General features: G+C 70.1%; 17 protein-coding genes and 1 pseudogene. 7 read left to right on the forward strand and 11 right to left on the reverse strand.

Annotation, left to right across the window (positions count from 1 at the left end):
• Positions 1–504: 504 nt before the first annotated feature.
• The 3 genes and pseudogenes from dacB to AB0E94_RS36815 all read right to left on the reverse strand — a co-directional run bounded on the left by dacB (position 505) and on the right by AB0E94_RS36815 (position 3,371).
• Entirely contained in the window at positions 505–1,911 is a 1,407-nt protein-coding gene (gene dacB, locus AB0E94_RS36805) for a D-alanyl-D-alanine carboxypeptidase/D-alanyl-D-alanine-endopeptidase (RefSeq protein ID WP_360336096.1), read from the reverse strand.
• A gap of 196 nt (positions 1,912–2,107) precedes the next feature.
• Positions 2,108–2,305, reverse strand: a pseudogene (locus AB0E94_RS36810) (ChaB family protein); the annotation flags it as partial.
• 34 nt (positions 2,306–2,339) lie between these two features.
• Positions 2,340–3,371, reverse strand: coding sequence for a glycoside hydrolase family 32 protein (locus AB0E94_RS36815; protein ID WP_360336098.1), 1,032 nt, complete (start codon positions 3,369–3,371; stop codon positions 2,340–2,342).
• A 61-nt stretch (positions 3,372–3,432) separates the two neighbouring features.
• On the opposite strand from AB0E94_RS36815, the gene AB0E94_RS36820 reads away from it, so the two are divergent.
• Both AB0E94_RS36820 and AB0E94_RS36825 read left to right on the forward strand, forming a co-directional pair.
• Positions 3,433–3,792 carry a MerR family transcriptional regulator gene (locus AB0E94_RS36820; protein WP_360336100.1) on the forward strand — a complete coding sequence of 120 codons (360 nt, stop codon included), beginning with the start codon at positions 3,433–3,435 and terminating at the stop codon, positions 3,790–3,792.
• Positions 3,789–4,130 carry a VOC family protein gene (locus tag AB0E94_RS36825; protein WP_360336102.1) on the forward strand — a complete coding sequence of 114 codons (342 nt, stop codon included), beginning with the start codon at positions 3,789–3,791 and terminating at the stop codon, positions 4,128–4,130. The genes AB0E94_RS36820 and AB0E94_RS36825 overlap by 4 nt, the downstream gene beginning before the upstream one ends.
• A 15-nt stretch (positions 4,131–4,145) precedes the next feature.
• On the opposite strand, the gene AB0E94_RS36830 is transcribed toward AB0E94_RS36825, so the two are convergent.
• Positions 4,146–4,595, reverse strand: a complete 450-nt coding sequence (locus AB0E94_RS36830) for a hypothetical protein (RefSeq protein WP_360336104.1) — start codon at positions 4,593–4,595, stop codon at positions 4,146–4,148.
• Between the two features lie 76 nt (positions 4,596–4,671).
• Positions 4,672–5,103, reverse strand: coding sequence for a hypothetical protein (locus tag AB0E94_RS36835; RefSeq protein ID WP_360336106.1), 432 nt, complete (start codon positions 5,101–5,103; stop codon positions 4,672–4,674).
• Positions 5,104–5,254: 151 nt separating this feature from the next.
• Between AB0E94_RS36835 and AB0E94_RS36840 the strand changes: the two genes are divergently transcribed.
• Positions 5,255–6,910, forward strand: a complete 1,656-nt coding sequence (locus AB0E94_RS36840) for a protein kinase (protein ID WP_360336108.1) — start codon at positions 5,255–5,257, stop codon at positions 6,908–6,910.
• Positions 6,907–7,497: an FHA domain-containing protein gene (locus AB0E94_RS36845; RefSeq protein WP_360336110.1), complete on the forward strand. Its 591-nt coding sequence runs from the start codon at positions 6,907–6,909 to the stop codon at positions 7,495–7,497. Before AB0E94_RS36840 ends, AB0E94_RS36845 begins: the two co-directional genes overlap by 4 nt.
• 5 nt (positions 7,498–7,502) lie before the next feature.
• Here the strand turns inward: AB0E94_RS36845 and glgX are convergent, their stop codons facing one another.
• Complete coding sequence (gene glgX / locus AB0E94_RS36850) at positions 7,503–9,611, reverse strand: glycogen debranching protein GlgX (protein ID WP_360336112.1); 2,109 nt, start codon at positions 9,609–9,611, stop codon at positions 7,503–7,505.
• A 42-nt stretch (positions 9,612–9,653) separates the two neighbouring features.
• Positions 9,654–10,730: a serine hydrolase domain-containing protein gene (locus AB0E94_RS36855; protein ID WP_360336114.1), complete on the reverse strand. Its 1,077-nt coding sequence runs from the start codon at positions 10,728–10,730 to the stop codon at positions 9,654–9,656.
• 184 nt (positions 10,731–10,914) lie between these two features.
• Between AB0E94_RS36855 and AB0E94_RS36860 the strand changes: the two genes are divergently transcribed.
• Positions 10,915–12,258 carry an MFS transporter gene (locus tag AB0E94_RS36860; protein WP_360336116.1) on the forward strand — a complete coding sequence of 448 codons (1,344 nt, stop codon included), beginning with the start codon at positions 10,915–10,917 and terminating at the stop codon, positions 12,256–12,258.
• Between the two features lie 196 nt (positions 12,259–12,454).
• On the opposite strand, the gene AB0E94_RS36865 is transcribed toward AB0E94_RS36860, so the two are convergent.
• Positions 12,455–12,739, reverse strand: coding sequence for a hypothetical protein (locus AB0E94_RS36865; RefSeq protein WP_360336118.1), 285 nt, complete (start codon positions 12,737–12,739; stop codon positions 12,455–12,457).
• A gap of 1,295 nt (positions 12,740–14,034) precedes the next feature.
• On the opposite strand from AB0E94_RS36865, the gene AB0E94_RS36870 reads away from it, so the two are divergent.
• A complete protein-coding gene (locus tag AB0E94_RS36870) occupies positions 14,035–14,601 on the forward strand; it encodes a hypothetical protein (RefSeq protein WP_360336120.1) in 567 nt (188 codons plus the stop codon).
• A 202-nt stretch (positions 14,602–14,803) separates the two neighbouring features.
• Positions 14,804–15,796: a LacI family DNA-binding transcriptional regulator gene (locus tag AB0E94_RS36875; RefSeq protein WP_360336122.1), complete on the forward strand. Its 993-nt coding sequence runs from the start codon at positions 14,804–14,806 to the stop codon at positions 15,794–15,796.
• On the opposite strand, the gene AB0E94_RS36880 is transcribed toward AB0E94_RS36875, so the two are convergent.
• From AB0E94_RS36880 to AB0E94_RS36890, 3 genes are read right to left on the reverse strand one after another with little or no spacing between them, the layout of a single operon-like run.
• Positions 15,789–17,579 carry a beta-L-arabinofuranosidase domain-containing protein gene (locus tag AB0E94_RS36880; protein WP_360336124.1) on the reverse strand — a complete coding sequence of 597 codons (1,791 nt, stop codon included), beginning with the start codon at positions 17,577–17,579 and terminating at the stop codon, positions 15,789–15,791. The genes AB0E94_RS36875 and AB0E94_RS36880 overlap by 8 nt on opposite strands.
• Positions 17,576–18,409 (reverse strand): carbohydrate ABC transporter permease, encoded by an 834-nt coding sequence (locus AB0E94_RS36885; protein ID WP_360336126.1) that lies wholly within the window; start codon positions 18,407–18,409, stop codon positions 17,576–17,578. The genes AB0E94_RS36880 and AB0E94_RS36885 overlap by 4 nt, the downstream gene beginning before the upstream one ends.
• Positions 18,406–19,272, reverse strand: a complete 867-nt coding sequence (locus AB0E94_RS36890) for a sugar ABC transporter permease (RefSeq protein WP_360336128.1) — start codon at positions 19,270–19,272, stop codon at positions 18,406–18,408. The genes AB0E94_RS36885 and AB0E94_RS36890 overlap by 4 nt, the downstream gene beginning before the upstream one ends.
• Positions 19,273–19,286: the final 14 nt, after the last annotated feature.

Consider the following 19,286-nt stretch of genomic DNA (forward strand, 5'->3'; position numbering starts at 1 on the left):
ATAACCACCCGCTCCACCCAAGACCCATCCCACGCCGCTACGCGACGCGGGATGCTACCGCGCGTCCGGTCACTGTTCGATTTTCGAGTTAGGGTCTCCCGCGCACCGCCGGGGCCACCCACGCGGCCTCTGAGGGTTCCTCCCGCACCGCCGGGGCCACCCACGCGGCCTCTGAGGGTTCCTCCCGCACCCGCCGAGGCTGCCTCCGCGGTGATTGGGGTTGCTCACGCACCGTTGGGGTGACGGACATCTGGGTTCGCTACTGCGACGCTGGTGGGTTTGCGCCTTCCGGAAGGGCTGTCCGGTGCCCGGCGGCCGGTGGGAGCCAACCGGGTGAGCGGAGCCCGATGGCGGCGCAGCGCAGGGCAGGACGAAGCAGCGCAGGGCAGGGCGAAGCAGCGCAGGGCAGGACGGCGCGGCGCAGGGCAGGACGACGCTGGGTGGGGCCGATCAGCGGCGGAGGTGGGCATCGGGCCGGCGCACGCCCGCTGGAGTGATTGGTCGCTAAGTGGTGGCTAGGGTGACCGCCGCCGAGTCGAGCACAGGGACGGCGGTGGCGACGGAGGCGTTCACGATGAAGGCGAACACCAGCTTTCGGCCGTCCGCTCCGGTCACGTAGCCGGACAGCGCGTTCACCCCGGACAGGGTGCCCGTCTTGGCGCGGACGTTTCCGGCGGCCGCCGTGCCCCGCATCCGGTTTCGGAGGGTACCGCCGACCATCGGATCCGCCGCGCCCGCGAGCGGCAGCGCCGCCCGGAACGCCGGAAACCACGTGCGGCGCTGTGCCCTCTCCAGCAGGGTCGCCACCTGGCGGGCGGTCACCCAGTTACGGCGGCTCAGGCCGGAGCCGTCGCCCATGGTCAGCAGCCGGGTGTCCACGCCGAGCCGCCCGAGCGCCCCGGTCGCGGCGGCCAGGCCGGTCGGCCAATTGCCCGGTCGCGCCGGATCGGCTGCCCGGGACATCGCCTTGACCAGCAGCTCGGCGATCCCGTTGTTGGACAGTTTCAGAAAGGGCGGCAGGATCTCGGCGAGCGGCCGGGACACCAGCGCGGCCACGGCCCGGGTGCCGCCGGGCAGCTTCCCCCGAGAGGTGCGCCCGGTCACCGTCACCCCGTGCCGTCGCAGCGCCGCCCGGAACAGCCCGGCGGTGGTGGCGGCCGGATCAGGCACCGACACGAGCGCGACCCCGGAGCGGCCGGCCGACACCGAACCGCTCACCGTGACGACCGCGCCGCCGTGCGCCCGCACCGCCCCGACACTGTCCCCGCTGCGGGTGACGGCCCGGTTGACCACCCGGACCCGGCCGGTCGGCGGCCACACCCGCACCGTGGGCCGCCGCCCCGCCACACCCCGATACCGGATCTCCACCGCCGCGTTGTCGAACCGCCCGTTGGCCGCGAACGACAGCGCCGACACCGGGGCCGTGAACCCGTAGGTCTCGTCCTGCCAGGACCAGTCGAGCCCCAACGGCACCCGGTCGAACCACGTGTCGTCGACGATCAGCCGCGTGAACCGCTTCGTGCCACGCTGGGCGACCGCTGCGGCGAGCCGGTCGATCCGCTGATACGTCAGCGTGGGGTCGCCCTGCCCCCGCAGGTAGAGATCACGCCCGAGCCGGCGGACGGTGGTCCGGAACCGGTAGCCCGCCCCCAGCACCTCCAGCGCCGCGGCCGCGGTCAGCAGTTTCTGATTGGAGGCCGGAAGCACCCGCACCCCTGGAGCACGCTGGTAGACGATCCGCCCGCCGGCCGCCTCGCGGACCTCGGCCGCCACCGTCGCCCCGGCCAGCCGTTGATCGGTGAAGATCTGATCCAGCTGCGCCACGAGCGGATCCGCCGGCCCGGGGGCTGCGACAGCCGGGACCGGCAGGACCAGCAGGACACCAGAGAGGATCACCGCTACAGCACGCATCAACCCGATGGTCACACGCCGGCGGCGGCCCGATCGGCGACCCACCGCCGCCGTCCCCCATAGGATGACCAGGACTTTCATGCCCACCATCGTGCCCGCCGGGATGGTGCGGGCACGATGGCGCCAGGGTGAGTCCTGAAGGTAGCGCCAGCGTTACCCCCCGAACGACGACGCACAACGCGCCGCGTTACCCCGAACCACGACGCACTGTCTTGGGCTCCCAGTGGTCACCGACCTTCTCGAAGGAGTGCTTGACCGCCGAGAACACGGTCTGGTGCGCACGTTTCCCCTCGCCGTACTGGTCGACGGCCGAGTCGTGGGTCTTGATGAACGTGTCCTGCGCCTTCTTCGGCGACCGTTTGAGGGTGTCGGGGAGTTCGTCACGTCCAGGCATGCCGACGGGGTTCCCGGGCCGGACCGGGCGAAACTCAGAGCGCCCCGAACCGGGCGAACCGCACGCCGGGCGCGGTCGGGCCGGTCCGCCGGGCCACGCCCAGCCCGCTCACCCCCTCGACGGTGACCTCGACAATGTCGGCGTCGGCGAACAGGGTGGTCTCCCCGCCGACGGGCATCGTGAGGATCAGGTCGCCGTGGTCGCGTACCTCTCCTCCGGCCGCGGTCAGACCGGTCGCGCCGCTGATCAGATAGGGATCGAGGTTGGGATGCGGGGTGGCGATCAGCCGGTCGTCGCGGACCGAGAGCACCCAGGGCAGGCTCAGCGTGCCCGGCGCGCCGAGGCGGGCGAGGGCGCAGCGCCGCCCGGAGGCGTCGACGAACGTGACCATCGGGCCGACGTCACCGCGGCCGAAGGTGCCCCAGGCGCGCGCGGTGAAGTGCATGCCGTCGTAGTTGCCGATGCCGTAGGTGAGCACATCGCCGGTGGTGAGCAGCAGCACCCACGAGCCGTCCAGCGGGAACAGCCGTGGGCAGCCCCAGGTGGTGCGGTCGCGGAAGACGATGACCCCGTCGTACGCCCAGTTCAGCAGGTCGGCCGAGTGGTACTGGAGAACCCCGGCGGTTCCGCCGCGGAGGGTGCCGGCCAGGAGCATCCGCCAGTTGGCGCCGGCCCACCACACGTACGGATCACTCATCTCGGTGACCCCGGACGGCGGCCCGCCGAGCAACGGACCGGAGGGATCGCTGTGCCATCCGGCAAGGCCGGGGGTCGCGGTCGCGCGGGCGACGCGGCCGCCGGCGAGGGTGTGGAAGAGGACCGGGCCGTCCGGGCCGGTGACGACGGCGCCGCAGCGGGCCGCCCCGCCCTCGGCCGGCGGGCTGGCCGCCTGCTCGGTCCAGATGATCAGGTCGTCCGAGGTGGCCCGGCCCCAGGCGGGTTCGCCGCCGGAGAGCTGCTCGTAGAAGACCTGGTAGCTGCCGCCGGACGTGAGCACGCCGAACAGGTCGCCGACGCGGCCGTCGCGCGGGGTGAAGTGCAGCCGGGGCCTCGGCACTCGTTCCATGCCTCAGCGTGGCATCGACGCCTGTCCCGCGCCAGTGGGGGAACGCGGTTAGTCTGACCGGGTGCCTTACACACCGGGGGAGACTGCGGAGCGGCTCGGCGTCAGCATCGACACCATTCGCTACTACGAGAAGATCGGGCTGTTGCACGGCATCCGGCGTACGTCGGCCGGGCGGCGGATCTTCTCCGAGGACGACCTGTCGCGGCTGGGGCTGCTGCGCTGCCTGCGTGATTCGGGCATGCCGATCGCGCGGCTGCGGCGCTTCGCCGAGCTGCTGCAACTCGGCGACGAGGGCGCCGAGCAGCGCACGGCGCTCCTCGAGGAACACGACCGGGAGATCGACGAGAAGGTGGAACGGCTGCGGTTGGAGCAGAAGCGGGTACGGGAGAAGATCGCCTGGTACCGGTCGGTGTCGGCATGACCGTCTCGTGGGTGAAGAGCCTGACCTTCGACTGCGCCGACGCCCTGGTCGTGGCCCGGTTCTGGGCCGCTGCCCTGGGTGGTGAGCTGGACGAGGACGCGACCAGCGACAAGGCGTATGTGGAGGCTCCCGGCTGGGGCGGCCCGAACCTGTGGTTCCAGCGGGTGCCCGAGCCGAGGACCGCGAAGAACCGGCTGCACTTCGACCTGCGCGCACCGAACGAGGACGTGCCCGCCGAGGTCGAGCGACTGATCAAGCTCGGCGCCACCGTGGTGACGCCGGGTGAGCTGACCGTCATGGCGGACCCGGAGGGCAACGTCTTCTGCGTCGAGCTGTGAGTTCCTGCGGGCCCCTCAGCCGCAGTGAACGCTCTCGATGATCTGGCCCGAGCCGCCACCGGACGCCTCGAAGGAGCCGTACAGGTCGATGCAGGTGTTCGGGGCGGACACGTAGACCGGCCCGGCGTACCTGGTGAAGTTCTGACCGGCCTTGTCGCCGTCCATCACCCAGGTGCCGCCGCTGCGCCGGATGCCTACCTGAAGTTCCCAGACGCTGCTCAGGACGTTGTCGTTGCCCCGCGCGATCGCGCAGTTGTAGCCGTTCGAGCTGTTGTAGTACACGTCGATGTAGCCACCGCTCTGGTTGCGCCAGAGGATCGGCCACGACTTCAGAAACGCGTACGCGCTGCCGCAGTAGTTGGTCCGCGGGATGGCGCTGGCCGGCGCGGCGGTGATCGTGGACAGCGCTGCCGTGGAGAGCACGGCGGCGCCGAGGGCCGCGAGAACACGGCGCAGATTCGACATGGGTGGTCCTTCCCTGTTCATGGTGGTGGGGCCGGTGGCGCCCCGGGGGCACCACCGGCCGGGCGGATCAACGTGGTCAGCAGACCGTGCTGGTGGAGCCGCCGGTCGAGTTGAGGTAACCGGTGACGTGCGTGCAGTGCGCTGCGGTGTCGGCCGGGGCGCCCCACAGCTCGGCACGGGTGGTGTTGTTCAGCGTGCCCATGCCGTAGTCACTGCCGCTGTCGTCGTGGTTGACGACGTGCACGTGCAGGTCCCAGTTCGAGTGGGTGTCGCGGTACTGCTCCCACACGTAGATGTAGGCGTAGTTGTAGCCACAGCCGTAGTACTGCTTGACCGAGGCGGCCTGCATGCCGCCGACGGTCAGCACCCGCGTGGTGCCGATCTGGCGAACGCTGCCGCAGCTCGCCGGGGTGCTGGCCAGGGCCGGTGTGGCGTTGATCAGAGTGCCACCCGCCGCTGCGGCGGCGAGCGCTGCCGCGCTGACGAGGATTCTGCGAGTAATGGACATGACTGACATGGGAACAGCAGGTCACGTGTGTCCGACAGGTACCGAAAAGGACACCGTTCTCTCCCCGCGTAGTATCGACGCTCGCCATCGCCCGGAGTCCGGAGGGAAAGCGTTGCGTCAACACCTGGCCGGTGTCCCGGGTTGCGAGGACATGACCGAGATCGGCCGCGGCGGGTTCGGGGTGGTCTATCGGGCGTGGCAGCCGGAATTCCTGCGTACGGTCGCGGTGAAAGTCCTGGCCGCCGACCGGGTGGACGAGGAGCGGTTCGAGCGCGAGGTGCAGGCGCTGGGCCGGCTGTCCGGACATCCGCACATCGTCACCGTGCATCAGGCGGGACGGACCGTGACCGGCGAGCCGTACATCCTGATGGCCTACGAGGAGGGCGGCTCGCTGGCCGGGCGGACCGGCACGACGGGCTGGGCGGAGGTGCTGGCCGGCGGGATCGCGGTGGCGGGCGCCCTGGAGGCGGCACACCGCGCGGGCCTGCTGCACCGCGACGTCAAGCCGGAGAACATCCTGGTCTCCCGGTATGGCGACCTCAAACTCGCCGACTTCGGGCTGGCCCGCCCGGTGCGCCGGGATCAGCCACGGGACCGGCGATCGGTGACCGCGAGCCTGCTTTACGCCGCTCCCGAGGTGCTGCGGGGCGAGCCCGCGTCGATCGTCTCCGACGTGTACTCGCTCGCTGCCACGCTGTACCGATGGTTGTGCGGGCGTGCTCCGTTCGTACCGCTGCGGGGTGAAGGCGTCGATGATCTGATCGCGCGCATCGGCGCGGAGCCACCCCCGGACCTGCGTCCCGGGGTCCCCGATCCGGTGTTCGCGGCGTTGGCGCGGGCGCTCGGGAAGGATCCGGCGGCCCGGCCGGCGTCGGCCGCGGCCTTCGCGGAGGAACTGCGCCAGGCCGAGCGGGCATGCGGTGTGGAGCCGACGCCGCTGGTCATGGCCGCCGGCGAGACGACACCGCCGGAGCCGCCGGCCGTTTCACTGTCGGCGCGGATGCGTGCGATGCAAGACCTGTCGGTCACGGTCGCGGCCGAACCGGCACGCCGCGGGCGGGCGTGGTGGAACGTGCTGCCGGCTCTGGCCGGGACGGTGCTGACGCTGGCCGCGGGTGGTTCGCAAGCGGCGGTGGCGGCACGCCTGGAGCTGCCGGCGGAGATCGATTTCGGGCAGCAGAAGATCACCGTCGAGCCCGAGCCGCGGCCCGTGACGGTGCGCAACGCCGGGCCGCACGCGACGCTGCAACTGCGGGTGACCCTCGACAGCGGTGACTTCCGGCTGGTCACCGACGAGTGCAGCGGGCGGGTGCTGGCCAAGGGCGCGACGTGCCGGCTGGAGGTGGCCTTCGTGCCGCGGGCGGCGGGCGAGCGGCGGGGCGTGCTTCGGGTGCTCGATCGCACGATCGCGGTGAGGGGCGAGGGATCGATCGCCTATGCCCGGGACGACGATCCGCCACCCGGGCGTTGTTACGCCGACGCCTACCAGGTAGCGCGATCGGCGTACGGGTATGTGGCCGGTTTCAAGGCGGTGTCGGTGAAACTCTACTGGTCGCCGGGCTGCCGGACGGTGATGGCCTACACCTGGGTGTGGAAGCAGTACCGCGACACGGCCGGCGCCGACGGCTGGTGGCGGGTGCGGGTAGCCGCCGAGCCGGGCGGCCGGGCCGCGGTCACCACCGGCCAGCCGCTCGAGCAGTGGACCGAGCCGATGCCGTTGACCGGCTGTGGCCGGGCCACCATGACCATGACCGGGACCGGCCTGACCGAGCCGCTGACCGTCTCCACCGAGGAACACTGCGCATGACCGGGCACCTGGAGGTGCACGAGGGTGGCGGCGTCCGGCTCGTGACCCTGGGCGGTGACCTGCTCTCCATCGGGCGGGCCCCGGCGAACGAGGTGACCATCGACAGTCGCCGGGTGTCCCGGCTGCACGCGGTCCTCGAGCGGTTCCCGTCCGGCTGGTCGATCCGGGACCTGGGCAGCACCAACGGCACCTCGATCAACGGTGTGCCCCTGCGCCAGAGCCGGCCGTTGCACGACGGCGACCGGATCGACATCGGCCCGGCCCGGCTGCTGTTCCGCTCGCCGGTGGAGCAGGTGGTCACCGAGACGGTCTCGGTGCAACCGCCGCCGGCGCCGCCGCTGACCCGTCGTGAACGTGATGTCCTGACCGCGCTCTGCCGGCCGTTGACCGAGGGCGGCCAGGCGTTCCCGGAGACGCCTTCGGTGCGGGCGCTGGCCGGCGAGCTGGGGCTGTCGGAGAGCGCCGTGAAGAAGCACCTGACCAATCTGTACGACAAGTTCGATCTGGTCAGCAACGACGATCGGCGGCGGCCGCGGCTGGCCGGTGAGGCGATGCGCCGGGGCGTCCAGGTCACCCCGTCCGGATGACGGGCTCAGTACCGGCAGCGCAGCAGCACGAGCGTGTGGCGGGACACGGTGAACTGCGTTCCGGCGCGTGCGGTTCGGCGTTTGGCGGCCAGCAGCGGGTCGGCGGTGTTGGCGGCCACCTCCCAGGTACGCCCGTAGTCGCGCCCCGGCAGGGTGAACGCGACGTCCTCGTCCAGTGGGTTGAACAGCACCAGGAACGAGTCGTCCTTGATCTCCTCGCCGAGCGCGTCGCGTTCCGGGATGCCGTGGCCGTTGAGGAAGACGGTCATGGTCATGCCGCTGCGGGTGTTCCAGTCGGCTTCGGTCATCACCTGGCCGTCGCGGCGTAGCCAGGCGATGTCCGGCAGCGCCGAGTCGCCGGCCGGCTGGCCGCTGAAGAACCGCCGCCGCCGGAAGATCGGGTGGTTCGCCCGGAGCGCGAGCAGCCGCCTGACGAACCCGGTGAGCACGTCCTCGTTGCGGGCCTCCGCCCAGTCCACCCAGGAGATCTCGCTGTCCTGGCAGTAGACGTTGTTGTTGCCGCGCTGGGTGCGGCCCAGCTCGTCGCCGTGCGCGATCATCGGCACGCCCTGGCTGAGCAGCAGAGTGGCCAGGAAGTTCCGTTTCTGCCGTTCACGCAGCACGATGACGTCGGCGTCGTCGGTCTCGCCCTCGACGCCGCAGTTCCACGACCGGTTGTGGCTCTCCCCGTCGCGGTTGCCCTCACCGTTGGCGTCGTTGTGTTTCTCGTTGTAGGAGACCAGGTCGTGCAGGGTGAAGCCGTCGTGGGCGGTGACGAAGTTGATCGACGCGATCGGGCGGCGGCCGTCGTCCTGGTAGAGGTCGGAGCTACCGGTGAAACGTGAGGCGAACTCGCCGAGGGAGGCCGGCTCGCCACGCCAGAAGTCGCGGACCGAGTCCCGGTACTTGCCGTTCCACTCGGTCCAGTTGGGCGGGAACCCGCCGACCTGGTAGCCGCCGTCACCGACGTCCCACGGCTCGGCGATCAACTTGACCTGCGACACCACCGGGTCCTGGTTGACCAGGTCGAAGAACGCGGCCAGCCGGTCCACCTCGTGGAACTCCCGGGCCAGGGCGGCGGCCAGGTCGAACCGGAACCCGTCGACGTGCATCTCGGTCACCCAGTAGCGCAGGCTGTCCATGATCAGCCGCAGTGATTCGTGGTGCCTGACGTTCAGGCTGTTACCGGTGCCCGTCGTGTCGTAGTAGTACTGCTTGTCCTCGTCGACGAGCCGGTAGTAGGCCGGGTTGTCGATGCCCCGGAACGACAGGGTCGGGCCCAGGTGGTTGCCCTCGGCGGTGTGGTTGTAGACGACGTCGAGGATCACCTCGATGCCGGCCTGGTGCAGGGCCTTGACCATGGCCTTGAACTCCTGCACCTGCCCGCCGCCCTCGGGGAACGACGAATAGCCGTTGTGCGGGGCGAAGAAACCGATCGTGTTGTAGCCCCAGTAATTGGTGAGGCCGCGCTCGATCAGCCCGCTGTCGTGCACGAACTGGTGCACCGGCATCAACTCGACGGCGGTCACCCCGAGCCCTTTCAGATACCTGATCATCGCCGGGTGGGCCAGGCCGGAATACGTCCCGCGAACGTCCTCCGGAATGTCCGGATGCCGGATCGTCATGCCCTTGACGTGCGCCTCGTAGATCACGGTCTGCCACATCGGGATCTTCAGCGGCCGGTCGTTGCCCCAGTCGAAATACGGGTTGATCACCACCGAACGCGGCGAGAAAGAGGCAGAATCAAAATCATTCAAAGACCCGAAATCGCCGAAATTGTACGAGAAAAGCGCCTGATCCCAGTCGTAGTTGCCGTCGATGGCCTTCGCATAGGGGTCGAGCAGCAGTTTCGACGGGTTGCAGCGCAGCCCCCGCGACAAGTCGTAGGGGCCGTGCACCCGGTAGCCGTACCGCTGCCCCGGCACGACCCGGGGCAGGTAGCCGTGCCAGACCAGCGCCTCCCGCTCCGGCAGGTCGATCCGGGTCTCCTTGCCGTCGTCGTCGAACAGGCACAACTCGACGCGGGTGGCCGCCTCGGAGAAGAGCGCGAAGTTGGTGCCCCCACCGTCATAGGTGGCGCCCAGCGGGTACGGATTGCCCGGCCAGATATGCATGGCCCCCACCTTGCCCAATAAGCGCTGCGAGGAAAACTGTGATCAGGTCAACGCCGCCATCAGCAGCCGCCCGGCGATCGCCGGTGTGTCACCGCCCATCTTCAGCGTGTTCACCGAGTAGACCATCCGCCGGCTCAGGTCACGGGTCGCGCCCATCCCGTTGTTGTAGCCCGGCCGGTCCCCCGACTTGCCCCAGATCTCCACGCCGCCGAGGACCAGCCTGCTGAGCCCGCAGCCGTACGCCGCGTCCTTGAACGGCACGGTCAGCATCGCCTGCAACTCACGCGGTGGCAGCAGCCGGCCACCCAGCAGCGCGGTCAGGAACCGGTCCAGGTCGGCGGTGGTCGAGATCATCTCGGCGGCGGCCCACTGCAACGACGGGTTGGCCCTGGTCACGTCGACATACTCGCCGTCGATCAGCTCGTAGCCGTGCGCGTGCGGCCCCGGGATCGCGGGATGCGTGCCGGGAAGGAACGTGTTGCGCAGGCCGAGCGGCCGCAGGATGCCCCGGCGGATGGCGTCCGCGTAGGGTCGCCCGGTCACCCTCTCGATCACCAGCCCGGCCACGATGTAGCTGACGTTGCCGTACACCTGCTGGTCGCCCGGCGTGAAGAGCGGCTCCTCGGTCCACAGCACCTGCGAACCCGGCACGAACGTGTCGAACCGGTGCTCCAGGAACCACTCGCGCTCCTTGTGCGGGATCTCCCGCGCCCGCAGCCCACTGGTGTAGTCGAGCAGCTGCCGCACCGTGCCCGGATAGCCCTCCGGCAGCCGGTCCGGCAGGTAGCGGCGCACCGGCGCGTCCAGCTCGACCAGCCCGGCGGCCACCAGCTGCAGCATCGCGGTCGCGGTGAACGCCTTGGTCATGCTGCCGATCCGGAACCGGGCATCCCATGGCACCAGGCTGCCGCTGCGCACGTCACCCACGCCGGCCCGGCCGCGCCAGCGCCCCGCCGACCCTTCGACGCGGACCAGGGCGCCACTCACCGCCGGATCGAGCGGGTCCAGCGCCGCGGCGAGCGCGGTCTCATTCAAGCCTTGGGCGTACGCGGGGACGCGCCCCGTGAGCGCCAGGGCGGTTCCGGCGAAAGCGGCTCCGAGCAGGGTACGACGCTGCATGTCTGACAACCTCCGAAGTGGACTGGGGTCCACTCTTCCGGGCCGGGTCGCCGAGGTCATCCGGGCTCTTCCCGGAGCCGTACCCCTAGGAGATTTCAGCAACACCCCCGGGTTCCCCGGAAAGATCACGGGTAGAACCATGAGGGTGCACCCGCGTCGGTATCTCGTCCTGGCCATCTGCTGCATGAGCCTGCTGATCATCAGCCTCGACGTCACCATCGTGAACGTCGCGCTCCCGGCCATGGCCGACGACCTGGACGCGCCGGTGTCCGGCCTTCAGTGGATCATCGACGCGTACCTCCTGGTCCTGGCCAGTCTCCTGGTGCTGGCCGGCTCCACCGCCGACCGCATCGGCCGGCGCCGGGTCTTCCAGTCCGGGCTGGCGCTGTTCACGATCGGCTCGCTGCTGTGCAGCCTGGCCCCGAGCCTGGAGTGGCTGATCGCGTTCCGGACGATCCAGGCGGTGGGCGGTTCGATGCTCAACCCGGTCGCCATGTCGATCATCACGAACACGTTCACCGAACCCCGCGAACGGGCCCGCGCGATCGGCGTGTGGGGCGCGGTGACCGGTTTCAGCATGGCTCTCGGCCCGCTGGCCGGCGGTTTCCTGGTGCACTCGTTCGGGTGGCCGTCCATCTTCTGGATCAACGTGCCGGTCGGCGTCGTCGGGTTCCTGCTGGCCTGGCGGTTCATCCCGGAGTCGCGGGCCGAGCACCCGCGCCGCCTCGACCCGGCCGGCCAGATCCTGGTGCTGACCCTGCTGGCGGCGCTGACGTTCGGCATCATCGAGGGCCCGTCCGAGGGCTGGTCGTCCCCGCTGATCATCGGCTGCTTCGCCCTGGCCGCGGCCGCACTGGCCGCCCTGCTGTGGTGGGAGCCGCGCCGCGAGGAGCCACTGATCGAGCTGCGTTTCTTCCGCAGCGCCCCGTTCGCCGGCGCCACCCTGGTCGCGGTCTGCGCGTTCGCCTCGCTCGGCGGTTTCCTGTTCCTCAACACCCTTTACCTTCAGGATGTACGCGGTCTGTCCGCCCTCGAAGCCGGCCTCTACACCCTGCCGATGGCGGTGATGACGATCGTCTCGTCACCCCTGTCCGGCCGGCTGGTCGGCACCCGCGGCACCCGCCTGCCCCTGTGGATCTCCGGCGTGTCGATGGCCCTGGGCGTCGTCCCGTTGATCTGGGCCGGCCCGTCCACCCCCGCCTGGCAGCTGTTCGCCGGTTACCTGCTCTTCGGTTTCGGCTTCGGCATGGTCAACACCCCGATCACCAACACCGCGGTCTCCGGCATGCCCCGCGCCCGGGCCGGCGTGGCCGCGGCCATCGCATCGACGAGCCGCCAGGTGGGAAGCGCCCTGGGCGTAGCCGTGATCGGCGCCGTCGTGGCGTCCGGCAGCACCCCCGCCGACCAGGCGGGCTGGTGGATCCTGTGCGCCCTGGGCCTGGCGGTCCTGCTGATCGGCCACATCACGTCGGGTGCCTGGGCCCGCTCCACGACGACCCGAGCCATCCCCACCCAGGTCCCCGCCTGACCGACCGCCCTCACCTGACCGACCGCCCTCACCTGACCGACCGCCTCACCTGACCGACCGCCCCCGCCTGAGCGGCGGTCCCGGCCTGACCGACATCCGCAACGCGGTGAACTGATCTACACCGACGGGAACGCCCGGATCCCCCGGAGCAGCCGATCTTGCGTGGGATGGGCGCGCTGCGCGCGGACCTCTCCGGTCATCTCCGCCGGTTCGGGGCGCCGCGCTCCCACCAGTCGTGCGGTGGCCGTTCCCGGATGAGCGCCGCGGTGGTCTCCGGCCGATGGAGATTGCAGAACTTCCACAGTTCCTTCGCAGCCCGCGAATACTGGAACAGGACCTCATCGGCTTCGAAGGCGTCGAGCCCACCGGCACGAAACCCGTCCAGAGCCTCGCCGACCCGGGCCACAAGGCTGCCCAGCTCAGCCTCGTGATATTCCGCGACCACCGAAAGAGCGTCTCGCCGCTCAGCCTTACCGGACACGAGGCAGAGACTACTAAACCCAGCCACCCCAGCCGAATCCCAGAAGTTGATCTACCTTGCCTACGTCACGGGGCCGGCTGCGCGAGAGACCCCAGCCACCCGGTCACGGCCAGTCCAGCCGGATCACCGCCGGGGCCGGGGGCAGGTCTGGGCCGACCGGGTCACCGCCGGACCCGGGGGCGAGGTCCGGGCCGGCCGAGCGGTGACAGGCGCACACATTGGCGTTGTGCGTGCTCCTGTCATCGCCCTGGCATGGACGAACGCCCACAATCGACCGAACGTGAGCGCCCGTATCTGTTCCAACGACGACGAAAGCCCACAGTCGGCGATCGCGTGCGCTGATCCACGTTCGCCGATGCCAGCGGCTCCGGGCGGTGATCAGAGAGCATCCGACGTCAGGTCCCGCAGGCCGAACCACAACCCAGACCGCCAGCCGTCGCTCAGCACTGGAATGCGCTCGGCTTTACCGTGCTGGACGACGGCCGAGCAGGGTGACCCCGATCCCCCGGCACGGCACCCTCGCCGATCTTGGACCGGCTGTCTCCCACCACCGTCTCGGAACACGCAAGCCAACGGTCACAACCAGCCGGACGAGGCTCACCGCTGCTGGGCGGACAGGCCCGCCGAGACCGCCAGCCGTCGCTCAGCACTGGAATGCGCACGGCTTTACCGTGCTGGACGACGGCTGGAGGCGCGACCGCCAGCGGATGCCGAGGGTGGGGACGGCGAACGCGGGGACATGGGCGGCGGGACGTGGATGGCGGGGGCAGGGGCGTAGGCGCTGCGGGCGGGGGCAGGGGCGTAGGCGCTGCGGGCGGGGACTTGGCTGACGAGGCGCTACGGGCGGCGGCTTGGGGGCGAGGCGCTACGGGCGGCGACCTGGGTGACGAGGCGCTGGGCGGCGACTTGGGAGCGGAGCGCTGTAGGCGGGACTTGGGAGCGGGGGGACTTGGGTAACGGGTGAGGGGGCTGTGGCGGGTGGGTTGCGGTACTTGTTGGCCGTTTTGGTTGGGTGGGTGACGGCAAAGGTGATGTTGGGCGACGGGAAATGGTGCTAGTCCTTAGCGACTACGTGCTTACTCGGGTGAGAGGTGACCGGCATGCTGCCCGGCGGAATGATGCCCATAACTCAGCTTGCTGCGATGATTCGCCGGACTCCTCCGCAATCGGCCATCAGCATGTTGAGTGGGCTTCCGGCGGATCGGTTTGTCGCGGTCTCGGATGCTCTCACTGGGGCTGAGCTGGCCAAACTCATGCTTTCCGGTAAGCCTGGCGGGCGGGACCGGGTGCTTGGAATGTTCGGGGACAAGGAACTGGTCCGGGCCTGTTCGGCGGTCGGGACCGGGCAGGCCGTGGGGCTGGTCGGGGAGCTTCCTCCGGAGCGGGTCCGGCGGGTGTTCCGGGAGTTGCCCGAAGCGGTTCAGGCGGCCCTGCTCGACACGTTCTCCGGGGAGCGGCGGGACGAACTGCTCGGGCAACTCGACGCGGGGCAGGCCGGTGAGGCCCGGAGCCAGATCTATGTGCGGGCGGTCACCGACGCGCTCCGGCGGTTCAATGCCGACGTCACGGTTCCGGAGCGGGCGCCGGCCGGAATCATGTACGTCTCGGCGTACCACAAAGTCGTCGCCGTCTCCGCTCTTCTCGTCGACGACGGGCGGGCCGGGGTGACCGCGGTCGAGGATGCCGCCTACTGGCTGCGGGCGCATGCGGCTCTGTCGGTCAGCGGGCTGCCGATCGATCAGGCGGTCCGGCGGTACTGTGCGGACGCTCGTGAGCAGGGGCGGCCGATCGGAGCGGTGACGTGGGTCGACGAGCGCGACGACGGGCCGCTCAAGCGGGCCCTGGCCGCCCTGTTCTCGTAACCGTCACGCAGACGACTGTTAGGGTCGGTCGATGCCAACTTCCGGACGCGAAGGGCGTGACGGACGCGACGGGCCCGAAGGACGTGACGGACGCGAAGGGCGTGCCGGGCGCGAAAGGCGTGACGGGCCCGAAGGACGCGACGGGCCCGAAGGACGTGACGGGCGCGAGCCGGGATCGAAGGCTGGGCGCTCGATTGTCACGATGCGTGACATCGCGGCGGTTTCCGGGGTTTCGCAGAGCACCGTCTCCCGGGTGCTCAACAACGCGCCGACCAGGGTGCCGATCGCGGCGGAGACGCGGGAGCGGGTCATCGAAGCGGCCCGGCATCTCGGGTACCGGCCGAATCCTCTCGCCCGGGGGCTCCGGGGCGCTTCGACGAATCTGATCGGGGCGGTCGTCCGCGATTTCAGTGACGTCTTCTACGCCGGGGTCATCGAGGCTCTCGTCGTCGAGTCGATGGCGCACGGATACAACGTGGTGCTGGGGCACGTCAACGAGGGGACGCCGCTCACCACGGTGCTGGAGACCCGGCACACCGACGCGATCGTGCTGCTCGGTGACATGCGCGCCTATCCGGAGCTGCTCGCCGACCTGCGGGGGTCGTCGGTGCCGGTGGTCGGGTTGTGGCAGGGGCCGGGGCCGATCGAGTTCCCGACGGTCAACCCGGACGACCGGGCCGGTGTGCAGACGGGGCTGGCGCATCTGGCCGGGCTCGGGCACCGGCGGATCGGGTTCCTCAGCGCGGACCTGCCCAACGAGTACCGGATCCGCGAGGACGCGTATGTCGATTTCATGCGCGAGCGGTTCGGCGGGGTGCCGGCCGGTTACCTGCGGCGCTGCCCGGGCAGCCTGGACGGGGGCGCGGCCGCGCTGACCGAGCTGATGAGCCTGCCCGAGCCGCCGACCGCGGTGGCCGCGTCGACCGACCTGGTCGGGGTGGGCGCGCTGCATGCCGCGCACCGGCTCGGCATCCCGGTGCCGGGCCGGCTGTCGGTGGTCGGGCTCGACGACATCCTGATCGCGGGGCACACGGTGCCGGCGCTGACCACGTTGCGGATGCCGATCGCGGAGATCGTCGGGTTCGGGGTCGCCCAGGCGGTGTCGCTGGCCCGCGACCAGGGCGGCGACCGCGAGCCGGAGGTGACGGTGTTCAAGATGCCGCTGATCGTCCGGGACTCCACAGCCGCTACGTGAGCCGGGGGATCCAGACCCGCATGGCCTCGGTGGACCGGTTGGCCCAGGCGAAGTAGGGAATGGCGCCGGCGGTCCGGCCGCCGGCCATCGGCACGTCGACGCCGATCATCGATGCGCCCAGGTCCGGCCGCGGCACCGGGGTCAACGGCCGCCCCGGGTCCCAGGTCAGTTCTTCGATCTCGGTGCGTTCCGGGGCGTCGGCCGACTCGAGGCAGTAGACGAGCGGGCCCCGTTCCACGGCCACGCATCCGCGCACCGCGTCGATCCGCGGGTCGGGTTCGGTGATCCGGGCGGGCAGGTCGAGGTTGAGCTCGACGACGTCGCCGGACTGCCAGCGGCGGTGCCGTTTGACGGTTCCGGCGCTGACCGCGTGGGTGCCGTCCGGGCCGGTCAGGGTGGCCGAGCGACACCAGCGGGGCACGCGCAGGGAGAGGGTCCACGGCTCCGGCGAGGTACGGGTGACGTGCGCGACGATCCGGCCGTCCCACGGGTATCCGGTGCTGATCCGCAGGCCGGCCCGTGGGGTGTCGATCTCCGCCGAGGTGTACTGGTGCAGCTGGACACCGCTGTCGTCGTACGTCGCCAGGTACTGCTTCCAGGAGCTCAGCAGGCGCATCAGGTTCGGCGGGCAGCACGCGCACGGATACCAGGGCCGGCGTGGGCCGGCGCCGCCCGAGGCCCGGTGGGTACGCCGTTGCAGCGGGTTGGTGTAGAAGAAGCGGGTTCCGTCGAGGGCGATCCCCGGCAGCACCCCGTTGTACACGGTCCGTTCGATCGTGTCGGCGTAGCAGGTGTCGCCGGTGGCCAGCAGCAGCCGCCAGGCGAGCATCACCCCGGCGATGGACGCGCAGGTCTCGGCGTAGGCACGGTCGGGTGGCAGCTCGAACGGGTCGCCGAACGCCTCGTCCCGGTGCCGGCTGCCCACTCCCCCGGTCAGGTACATCCGGGTCCGGATCATGTCGTCCCAGCGCCCGCGCACCGCCGTGAGCAGCCGGTCGTCGCCGAGTTCGACGGCCACGTCGACGGCGCCGCAGTCGAGGTAGAGCTGCCGGACCGCGTGGCCGGCCACGGCGCTCGCGTCGCGTACAGCCTCATGGTCCTGCCAGTAGCCGGCGCCGAAACGATCCGCACCCGGCAGTGTGCGGTGACCACGCAGCTCGATCATCCGGGCCGCCATCGTCAGATGGCGCCGCTCGCCGGTCAGCCGGAAGAGTTCCACGAGCGCCATCTCGATGTTGGGATGACCGTCGACGAGCGGGCCGGGCAGGTGTTCGACGGCCCGCAGCGCGACGGTGAGCAGCCGGTCGTCGCCGAGCGCGCGACGCCAGGCCACCGCGGCCTGGATCAGGTGGCCGAGGCAGTAGAGCTCGTGGCCCCAGGACAGGTCCCGGTACGGCTCGCCGCCGCCGGCCTGGACGTAGCTGTTCAGATAGCCGTCCTCCCGCTGGGCCGCACAGACCAGGGTGATCACGTCGTCGGCGGCGGCCACCAGCGCCGGGTCGGCCGACCAGCCGACCGCCTCCAGCCACTTGTAGACGTCCGAATCGAGGAACGGGAAGGTGGCTCCGGACGAGTCGGCGGCGGCCCGGTAGCCACTCGCGAGCCGCAGGTTGTCCAGGGTTCCGGTGCTGCGCAGCCAGTCGAGGCCGTGCGGGATGGTGCGGTCCCGGTTGAGCCGGATCCGGTCGGCCCAGAACCCGGCGCCGACATCGACGCTGCGGGCGTCCACCGGATGGAGCCGGGTCCGGGCGGTCACGGACGGCTGCACCACTGTCACGCTCATTTGACGGCTCCGCTCATCAGGCCGGCCATGTAGTACCGCTGAAGCAACAGGTAGACGAGGACACAGGGGATGATCGAGATGGTGACGCCGGCCTGGAGCATGCCCCAGTCGGTGCCGCCCAGGCTGGTCTCGGTGCGGGCGGTCGCCAGGATCACCGGCAGGGTGAACTTCTCGCCGGCGCTCATCATCACGAGCGCGCCGAGGAACTCGTTCCAGGACGCGATGAAGGCGAACAGGGTGACCGTGACGACGGCCGGCACGGTCGGCGGGATGAAGATCCGCAGCAGGGTCTGCAACGATCCGGCGCCGTCCATGACCGCCGCCTCCTCGATCTCGCGGGGCACGGCGGCGAAGCTGTTGCGCAGGATGTAGAGGCTGAACGGCAGCTGGATCGTGGTGTGCAGGACGGCCAGGCCGGCCAGCGAGTTGGTCAGGCCGATCTTGGCGAACATCAGGAACATCGGGGTCAGCAGCGCCTGGTACGGCACGATCAGCGACAGCAGGAGCACGATGAAGATCAGCTCCTTGCCGGGGATCGGGAACCGGGCCAGCGCGTAGCCGGCCGGCACGGTGAGCAGCAGCGTGAGGACGATGGTCAGGACCGCCGCGCCGAGGCTGTTGCCCAGGTAGGTGAGCAGGCCCTCCTGGTAGTCCCAGAGCCGGCGGTAGCTGTCCAGGCTGAACCCGTGCGGCAGGTAGGTCGGCGGGGTGGCGGCGGCCTCGGCGGCCGGTTTGATCGACGCGAGCATCGAATAGAGCAGCGGCAGCAGCATGATCGTGCTGATCGCGACGCAGGCGGCCGCGGCCAGAAGACCGGTCCGGCGGTTCACGACTCGCTCCGGCGGGTGAGCACGAGCTGCACGATCGTGAATGCCAGAATGGTCACGGCCAGGATCAGTGAAAGGGCCGCGCCGTAGCCGAGTTTCAGGTAGGGGAACGAATTCAGGTAGACGAAGAAGACCGAGGTCGCGGTCTCGTTCTGCGGCTGCCCGGCGGTCATGATGTAGAACTGGTCGAATGCCAGCAGCGAGCCGATCACACTGACCAGGGTGACCAGCAGAATCGTGCGCATGGTCAGCGGCAGGATCACCCGGCCGACCCGCTGCGCATAACCCGCGCCATCGACCAGGCTCGCCTCGGTGATCTCGGCGGGAATCGCCTGAATGGCGCCCACGAACAGGATCATCCCGAACCCGATCACCTTCCACACCACCGAGACGCTGATCGCGAAATTCGAGGTGCCGGCGTCGACGCCGAGCCAGAGCACCGGCCGGTCGACCACACCGAGATCGAGCAGAATCCGGTTGATCACCCCGAAATCGGTGCTGAAGAGCCAATACCATAAAAGGCTGGAAACCCCGAGACCGATAACCACAGGGACAAAAATTATGGTACGGGTGACCGCACGCACTTTCGAACCTGAGGCGGTCAGGAGCGCCAGAAGATACCCGCCGGCGATCAGCACCGGCGTGATGAGGGCGGTGTACTCGAGAGTGAACAGGAACGACACCCAGAACTGACGGTCGCTGAACGCCGTCCGGAAGTTCTCCGGGCCGACGAAATGCGGTTCGGCGATCAGCGACCATTCGTGCAGCGACATCCAGATCATCCGGCCCAGCGGGTACACCGTGAACACCAGCACGAACACCAGCGCCGGAGTCACGTATGCCAGGCCGGTCCATCTGCGCCGCATGCCCGTACCCCTCG

Origin of the sequence: Actinoplanes sp. NPDC026670, assembly GCF_040638175.1 — a bacterium.
Taxonomy (GTDB): Bacteria; Actinomycetota; Actinomycetes; order Mycobacteriales; family Micromonosporaceae; genus Actinoplanes.

Excerpts from the sequence above, each read along its gene's own strand:
- AB0E94_RS36840 (WP_360336108.1), top strand. The coding sequence starts at position 5,255 with ATGACCGAGATCGGCCGCGGCGGGTTCGGGGTGGTCTATCGGGCGTGG.
- AB0E94_RS36880 (WP_360336124.1), bottom strand. The coding sequence starts at position 17,579 with ATGAGCGTGACAGTGGTGCAGCCGTCCGTGACCGCCCGGACCCGGCTC.
- AB0E94_RS36855 (WP_360336114.1), bottom strand. The coding sequence starts at position 10,730 with ATGCAGCGTCGTACCCTGCTCGGAGCCGCTTTCGCCGGAACCGCCCTG.
- glgX (WP_360336112.1), bottom strand. The coding sequence starts at position 9,611 with ATGCATATCTGGCCGGGCAATCCGTACCCGCTGGGCGCCACCTATGAC.
- AB0E94_RS36870 (WP_360336120.1), top strand. The coding sequence starts at position 14,035 with ATGTTCGGGGACAAGGAACTGGTCCGGGCCTGTTCGGCGGTCGGGACC.
- AB0E94_RS36815 (WP_360336098.1), bottom strand. The coding sequence starts at position 3,371 with ATGGAACGAGTGCCGAGGCCCCGGCTGCACTTCACCCCGCGCGACGGC.
- AB0E94_RS36890 (WP_360336128.1), bottom strand. The coding sequence starts at position 19,272 with ATGCGGCGCAGATGGACCGGCCTGGCATACGTGACTCCGGCGCTGGTG.
- AB0E94_RS36835 (WP_360336106.1), bottom strand. The coding sequence starts at position 5,103 with ATGTCCATTACTCGCAGAATCCTCGTCAGCGCGGCAGCGCTCGCCGCC.
- AB0E94_RS36860 (WP_360336116.1), top strand. The coding sequence starts at position 10,915 with ATGAGCCTGCTGATCATCAGCCTCGACGTCACCATCGTGAACGTCGCG.
- AB0E94_RS36830 (WP_360336104.1), bottom strand. The coding sequence starts at position 4,595 with ATGTCGAATCTGCGCCGTGTTCTCGCGGCCCTCGGCGCCGCCGTGCTC.
- AB0E94_RS36875 (WP_360336122.1), top strand. The coding sequence starts at position 14,804 with ATGCGTGACATCGCGGCGGTTTCCGGGGTTTCGCAGAGCACCGTCTCC.
- dacB (WP_360336096.1), bottom strand. The coding sequence starts at position 1,911 with ATGCGTGCTGTAGCGGTGATCCTCTCTGGTGTCCTGCTGGTCCTGCCG.
- AB0E94_RS36845 (WP_360336110.1), top strand. The coding sequence starts at position 6,907 with ATGACCGGGCACCTGGAGGTGCACGAGGGTGGCGGCGTCCGGCTCGTG.
- AB0E94_RS36825 (WP_360336102.1), top strand. The coding sequence starts at position 3,789 with ATGACCGTCTCGTGGGTGAAGAGCCTGACCTTCGACTGCGCCGACGCC.